The sequence below is a fragment of the Alloacidobacterium sp. genome (genome assembly GCF_035631355.1).
GTDB lineage: Bacteria > Acidobacteriota > Terriglobia > Terriglobales > Acidobacteriaceae > Alloacidobacterium.
On record NZ_DASQIX010000065.1, the window covers coordinates 1 to 6,840 of the forward strand.

Consider the following 6,840-nt stretch of genomic DNA (forward strand, 5'->3'; position numbering starts at 1 on the left):
GCCGGATGCGGATCGATGAGCGCCATAACCACAGTGAAGCCTTCATAGGATGAGCCGATCATGCCGACTTTTCCATTCGATTCGGGCACGTTCTTGACCAGCCAGTCGATGGTGTCGTAGGCGTCGGTGGTGTCGTTGGGGCCATTCGGATTCAGCGAACCGGTGGGCGGGGGCGTCATAACGTACTCGCCTTCCGAGCCGTATTTGCCGCGCACATCCTGAAAGACGCGGATGTAGCCAACCTTGACGAAGACATCATCGCCCTGCGGCAGTTCGTCGAGCATGTGCGGCGATTCCATGCGCTGCGCGCGCCCCGCCGCGTTATAGGGCGTGCGCGTGAGCAGAATGGGCGCGTGGGTCGCGCCTTTGGGAATCACGATGACGGTGTAGAGCTTCACGCCGTCGCGCATGGGAACCATCTCGACACGCTTGACATAGTCGTAGTCCGTCTTCGGCGGCGTGAATTTCGGCGGGATGTCCGGGGTCATGGAGCTGGTTTGCGTGGAGGACACCAGCGGTGAGAGAGCGAGAATGGCAATAGCAACAGCGGAGCGACAGGACAAGAGCATTCATTGGCTCCTTAAAAGAAGAGGCGTTGTCAGGTCGAGGTTCTTTCGCTGCGCAGTATATCAGCCGTTATTCAGATGGGGCTGCCGGCCCCGACATCAACCGCGGATTGAGGCGCTGCATGGGTTGCCCTGCGGCTTGAAATAGGTGTCGATGAGGAAGTGGATAAACCGCTGCGTGAAGATTGTGCTGTGATTAGGCACAACGTCGGGATCGATCTCCATGAGCCAGTAGGGCGTGCCGTTGCAGCGGTTGGGGCGCTCCTGAACGGCGAAGCAGGTCTGCGTGTCATGCAAACGGAAGGTGCTTATGATGTGCAGGGTTTTATCGAAAAGGTTAGGGTCGCATTGCGCAATGGCGTCGGTGCTGACGGTGATTTTCTGGCCGGTAGAAGCGACTTCCATTTGATTTGCGCCAATGGTCTTCAACATCTCATGGCTTTGCAGGATCGGCATGTGTGGCGCGGTGCTCATGTAATAGGAACTCTGATCGACAGCGCCATCCTGCTTCGTCTTCAGCCATGAGTAGGGATGATCTTTGTGCGGGTCAAAGCACTCCAGATCATACTTCTTGCTCTCGTCCTTTTGGCCCAAAGTGCGAAAGCTGCCGGAAGCTATAAATTTCACATCAGGCCACCAGTGGCCGATGGGCATAGCGACTTTTGTCGCCAGATCTGCTGTAGATGTGAGCGATACAAACAGCGGGCGGTCTTCTTCAGGATCTGATGAAGGCCCATTTGCAGAGGGCGGCACGTTGGGCTGATAGCGGTATCCATTCGCAGTGAGAAAATCCAGCATCTGCTTGGCTTCCGTAGCAGCACCAGCCGGGTTGACGAAGATGACGAGGTCGGCGCGCTGATCTGCCGTGTGCCTGGCGATTGTCTGTTTGTCGCTGGCTTCCTTTGAATTGGCATTGGCTGTGGCGGCGGCTTCGGCCTCGCGGTCACTGATCGTTGCCAGGGCGATCTGGCTGGCGGTGGCTTCGCTTACGGCGCGTTCCAGCAGCAGTCCGCCAAATGAATGCCCGATATACACGGCGAGCGCCCGTGGGTTTTCGTGCGTGCGCATGGCGATCTGCGTCAGCGCACTCGAGAGCGACGCGCCGGGAACGCGGGTCGCGGTCGCCTCGCGGTGTAGTAAGAAAGCTGCTGCGAAACCAGCCATGCGCCTTTGATAAGGTTCCCGCGCCAGCCGATATAGACGCCGATGACGCGATGCGTCGCATTGAACTGCTTATAGACTTCCTGCAGCGCCACCGTAAAGCCTTCGACATTCGGATTGTTTTCGGCAGCATTGTTTTTCCAGCCGTGGACAAACGCAACAACGATTGGGTCGGTTTTTCCAGGAATGGCCTGTCCGTTGGCTTGCTGGATGACGCGAAGTACGTTATCCACTTCGACCTTGTCCCAAAGCTCTCCCATATCGTCAATTTCAATGAAGGAGAGGCAGATGGGAGCGCCAGAACCCGGGCACGCATTTCCATGCCCGTTGATGGTGACTTCGGGCGTTGCACCATTATTGTTGTCAATTTTCGGAGGCGGGACTTCGATTACGGAGTTTTTGGTGCGGTAAGAACGCAGCGGCACATGGCAGCCCGCAAGAGTAAGCAATAGGAGCAGGGTCAGCAGCGACTTCGCGTATTTCACGGCTGGCCTCCAGTCGTCGATTTGGGCTGATTGCCGCGGCGGAATATGGCACCAAGCAAATTGGTGATCTCCGGCTTGTATTCGGTGAAGAAGCTTTGCAGCACGGCGGTCCCGAAGGCCCCGGCGGCGCGCTGGCCTACCTGCGGGAACGTATTTTCCGCCGCCGGATACCAGGGATAGCCGGCGTACGCTCCGCCGAATTCTCCGGCAAAGCGCGAGAGCGCAGGGATGCGCCGGCCATTTCCTTCCTTCGTCGAATGGCGAACTGTAATCACGTCCCACCAGACATGGCCGAAACGCCGCCATCCGTCGTGGGTCAAGGCTTCGAGGTCTTGCGCGGCAGCAGGCTGTGCACCCGGTACGACAAGATTCGGCGCTGCGCGCTCAGTGAGTTTGTATACGGCTTCCTGACGTTTCTTGATGACGCCCGGATCATCACGGTAAGCGACGAAACGCGGATCGTCCTTAAGTATGGAGCCGACAATATACTGCGCGGCGCCTTTGCCGACGGCCTGCGTATAGCGCGATCCAACGCGGCGACCATATCCGTCCCATGTCCGTCCCCACTCAGAGGGTGACTTTATTATCTGTGCGCCCAGTCCGAAAATAGCTGCGCCCAGCACGGCCTGATCTGTAACCGAACCGGTGACAGAATCCAGAAACCGCTGCTTGGCCTGTAGCTGCAATCCAGAGTCTGGGTCAGGTCCGTAGGAAATGAGCCGGGACAAACCTTGATCTCGGTCGGATATTTGACCGGAAGCGGTTGCGAGCGTGCGAGCGCCGTCGCTGACACTAGGAGCACGAGAGTTGGCAGAAGCGTCCGCATCGTTTTCTTCTATGGCAGCAGCGTGCGGAAAAAGTCGTTCAGCAGACGGCCCTGTGGGTCGTATTGCTTGCGAAGCTCGGACAGCGTCTTCAGCTTGTCGCCATAGGCTTTTTGCAGCATGGCCGGGTTCAACTGCGGTGTCTGGTTCAGCAGGGGCTTGCCGCCCCTGTCGCTGCACCACTGGTTGTAGACGTCGAGATATTCAAACCAGCCGGGGTTGGCCGTCGATACGGGATCAATCGTCATCACATTGCCGTCATAGGAATATGACAGCAGCGATTTCTGGTCCTGCGCGATGCGGTAGCCGACATACAGCAGGTTCGAGCGGTATCCCTTTTGCGAGTAGTAGTCCTTGCAGAACTTGAAGAAGTCGGTTAGCGTGGCCGGATAGTCTTCCTCAGGGAATGCGAACAGACTGAAAGTGTAGCGGCTGTCGTCAGAGGCAGGTGGGTAGTGAATAATCTGATCGCCAGGAATGGTGTAGTCGCTAACGACGAGATTCTCGAGTTGCAAACGCCACGCTGCGTTAAAAGTATCGATGATGCTGTAGCGGACCGCCGGGATGGAAACACTCTGCGTAACATCGTGGCCGAGCTTCGGCCCGGCCTGGCCCCAGATGTGGTTCCGCAGCGCCCACGCCGCATGATTTGGCTCGCCAGTTGCGCCCGGGTTGTATTTGCGGAACTCGACTGTAATTTTATTGTCGAACGGAAAGATGTAATACATCATCGAGTAGCCAGCTTGCTTCAGTTCAGGCAACCTGGCAATGAAGTCTTCCAGGCTGTACGTCGTGTGGTGTACATGCATCGGCGTCAGCGGTTTCACTTTGTAGGTGACTTCATAAGTGATTCCGAAAAGCCCATAGCTCGATCGCACTTTCTGCATAAGGTCAGGTTGCGCATCTTCGGTGACTTCGAGCAGATCGCCGCTGGGAAGCACAATCTTCACGCCGGTAACATAGGAGCCAACCTGGCCGTATTCGCCGTCGAATGATGCGTCTTTTGTTCCCGCAACGGAGGCGCTTCCCGCGGAAAGGCTGCCGATCTCAGTATTGACGTAGAACTGGAGGTGTTTGGTTTCCAGCGCCTTGGCCATGTCCAGATGAACTGCGTCCGCCTGCACGGTGAGGCTGTCAGTTCCAATGTTCAGAATCTGGTTCATCTTCATGCGGATCAGCGTGCCGCCATCAGCCGCGCCGCAGGCCGAGGTAGAGTGGTTTGAGCCGACCGCGCGAACAGGCGATGGATACTTCACCGGATCTTTGAGGACGGCAACAATGTCATCGACAGAGTTTGCATCAACGATGACCGCGGGATGGGAAACGATGTTGCCAAACCAGTTCGTGACAGTATTGGTAGCCATGCAAATACCTCGCGATGCGTGATGGTTCTTTCTGGTATTAGTGCTCGGGCGCGAGCGAACATGACAGGACAGCGAAAGGAGCGTAACGAGAAGGCCCGAAGACGCACAATAACCACGAAGGCGTCTGCTTGTGGTTCGCCGAAACTATATCGGAGTTTCCGGCAAAGTCAAGCTGGAACTTGAGATGGTTCGCTTCACACGAGGCAATCAAAACTGCGTTTGAATCGTGAGATGTAACCAGAACAAGACCCTGCGTGAAGTGAGAATCAAATCTACATCTCCGCCCAGCGTCGCAGTAGGTTGTGATAAATACCCGTAAGCTGTACAGCCGAAGGATGCGAAGGCGAATCAGCAGCAATGCGCTGCGTGGCAACATCGAGATCGAAGAGCAGAGTGCGCTGGCCGTCGTCGCGGATCATGCTTTGTATCCAGAAAAAGGAGGAAGTACGCGCGCCGCGCGTGACTGGACGAACATGATGCAGGCTGGTTGACGGATAGAGAACCAGATGTCCCGCCGGCAGCTTTACCGTGTGAATGCCATATGTGTCTTCGACGACCAACTCGCCGCCATCGTATTCATCGGGATTGCTGAAGAAGAGCGTCGCTGAAAGATCGGTGCGGATGCGGTGACCGGTACCGGTGATCTGGCGAATGGCGTTGTCCACATGCGTGCCGAAAGACTGCCCACCGGAGTAGCGATTGAACAGCGGCGGAAAAACGCGCAGCGGCAGCGCTGCCGAGATGAACAGGCTGTTCTTGGCAAGAGCATTGAGGATGACGTCTCCGATTTCACGCGCAACAGGCGAGTCTTCGGGCAACTGCACATTGTTCTTGGCCAGGGCCGATTGATGGCCCGCGGTGACTCGGCCATCAATCCACTCGGTTGCAGCGAATTGCTGGCGCGCGTGGGCGACTTGTTCAGGTGTGAGTACGTCGGGAACTGTGAGTAACATGCCTTACCTCTGCTGAACGCAGCCCGCCTATGGGGCCAGACAGGACTGCGATCTGAGTTTGTTTAGAAATTGAACTTCATGCCGAAGAGCGCTGATGTTCCCGCTCCCGGGATGATGTGCGCCGGATGGATCTCGTCAATGTAGTTCCGGTTTCCGACGTTGTAGACATTGGCCTGCAACTGAATGCGCTCGCTGATTTCGTACTTTGCCATCGCGTTGAAGACAACGTAGCTGGGCACCTGCTTGATGAGTCCGGTTGTAGGATCGAGAGGCGCGGTGGAACTGGCAGTGCGGCTATCTACGAAGTTGCCGCCTGCGCCAATTTCAAATCCGCGCGGCAGGCGATATTCAGTCCACAGATTGAAAAGGTTCGCGGGCACGTTCGCCAGGGGATAGCCAACTGCCGCCGGATAGAACTGTGACTTTACGACCTCGCTGTGTATATAGGTGTAACTGGAGAGCAGTTCCCAGCGGCTCGTGAGATGACCCTGCACTTCCGCTTCGGCGCCATCGACGCGCTGGTTGCCAGCCAGCACATAGAGCAGCGAGTTGGTGGGCGAAACTTCGCGCGCATTCTCTTTATCGGTGCGGAAGAGCGATGTGCGCAGCGAGAGTTTGCCTGCTTTCAGGTCCCATTTGCTTCCGAATTCGTAGGTCTGGTTCTCTTCCGGCGGCAGGTTGGCCGTGCCCTGGCTGAGCGACAGTGTCTCCGCAGACGGATTGAACGACGTGCCGTAATCGAAATAAACGCTACCGTTGGCCGTTGGCTTATAGATGAGAGCGGCGCGCCATGTTGGCTTCTGGTCTACGCGATTGAACTGAGAATTCGTGACGGTTGTCTTTCCCGGCGCGGGATAAGCCCAGTTCACAGCCTTGTAGTCAGTATTGAAGCGGTCCCAGCGGCCGCCGCCGCTGACGATCCAACGCTTGCCAAATTCAATCGTATCGAGTGCATATACGCCAACGCTGGTCGAAGTTGTATGCACATTGGAACTGGGCAACGATGAACCGCTGAAGGTCTGGTCCTCATCCGGATGAAGCAGGCTCGTCGTAGGAACTGTATTGATGCTGACTACTTTGCTGTTGACTATCTGCGGCGCGTAAAAGGTCGGCCTTGACGGATCAGATGTTTCGCGCCCGCCTTCCACTCCGGCCACGAGCAGATGCCGCATCCCGAAAATGCTTTTGTTCGCGGTAACGTCGGCCTGGTCCCACAGGAAGCTTTCTGTGCTGTCGACTGCGATCTGGTTGCGGTTGACCTGCACCTGATCGAGCGGTGTGGACGGAGCGATTGCGCCGCTCGTGGCAGTGTTAACTTGTGGCTCAGTGATCTGTGCCTTGCGAACATAGTTGGCATAGCGAAGCTGGTTGCGAAGCAGTGAGCCTTCAGCGAGATCGTGCTCAACTTTGAGCGTGCCCATGTCCACGTCGGTCTTCAGGTAATTCGCGTCGCGGAAGCCGTAGTAGTTGTGCCGCGCAACCGGAGA

7 protein-coding genes are annotated in these 6,840 nt (G+C 56.7%); all 7 read right to left on the reverse strand.

Going from position 1 to position 6,840, the window contains the following annotated elements; translation table 11 throughout:
- On the reverse strand, positions 1 to 569 hold a 569-nt coding region (locus tag VEV40_RS12055), incomplete at its 3' end, for a CocE/NonD family hydrolase (protein WP_324832615.1).
- Positions 570 to 665: 96 nt separating this feature from the next.
- Positions 666 to 1,730: a hypothetical protein gene (locus VEV40_RS12060; RefSeq protein WP_324832616.1), complete on the reverse strand. Its 1,065-nt coding sequence runs from the start codon at positions 1,728 to 1,730 to the stop codon at positions 666 to 668.
- The gene (locus VEV40_RS12065; RefSeq protein WP_324832617.1) at positions 1,646 to 2,212 is read right to left on the reverse strand and encodes a hypothetical protein; all 567 of its coding nucleotides are present in this window, start codon (positions 2,210 to 2,212) and stop codon (positions 1,646 to 1,648) included. The genes VEV40_RS12060 and VEV40_RS12065 overlap by 85 nt, the downstream gene beginning before the upstream one ends.
- On the reverse strand, positions 2,209 to 2,940 hold the full coding sequence (locus tag VEV40_RS12070) for a hypothetical protein (RefSeq protein ID WP_324832618.1): 732 nt from the start codon (positions 2,938 to 2,940) through the stop codon (positions 2,209 to 2,211). Before VEV40_RS12070 ends, VEV40_RS12065 begins: the two co-directional genes overlap by 4 nt.
- 107 nt (positions 2,941 to 3,047) lie before the next feature.
- Positions 3,048 to 4,400: an FAD-binding oxidoreductase gene (locus tag VEV40_RS12075; RefSeq protein WP_324832619.1), complete on the reverse strand. Its 1,353-nt coding sequence runs from the start codon at positions 4,398 to 4,400 to the stop codon at positions 3,048 to 3,050.
- A gap of 272 nt (positions 4,401 to 4,672) precedes the next feature.
- Complete coding sequence (locus VEV40_RS12080) at positions 4,673 to 5,353, reverse strand: Fe2+-dependent dioxygenase (RefSeq protein WP_324832620.1); 681 nt, start codon at positions 5,351 to 5,353, stop codon at positions 4,673 to 4,675.
- Positions 5,354 to 5,415: 62 nt separating this feature from the next.
- On the reverse strand, positions 5,416 to 6,840 hold a 1,425-nt coding region (locus VEV40_RS12085), incomplete at its 5' end, for a TonB-dependent receptor (RefSeq protein ID WP_324832622.1).

Excerpts from the sequence above, each read along its gene's own strand:
- VEV40_RS12080 (WP_324832620.1), bottom strand. The coding sequence starts at position 5,353 with ATGTTACTCACAGTTCCCGACGTACTCACACCTGAACAAGTCGCCCAC.
- VEV40_RS12075 (WP_324832619.1), bottom strand. The coding sequence starts at position 4,400 with ATGGCTACCAATACTGTCACGAACTGGTTTGGCAACATCGTTTCCCAT.
- VEV40_RS12060 (WP_324832616.1), bottom strand. The coding sequence starts at position 1,730 with ATGGCTGGTTTCGCAGCAGCTTTCTTACTACACCGCGAGGCGACCGCG.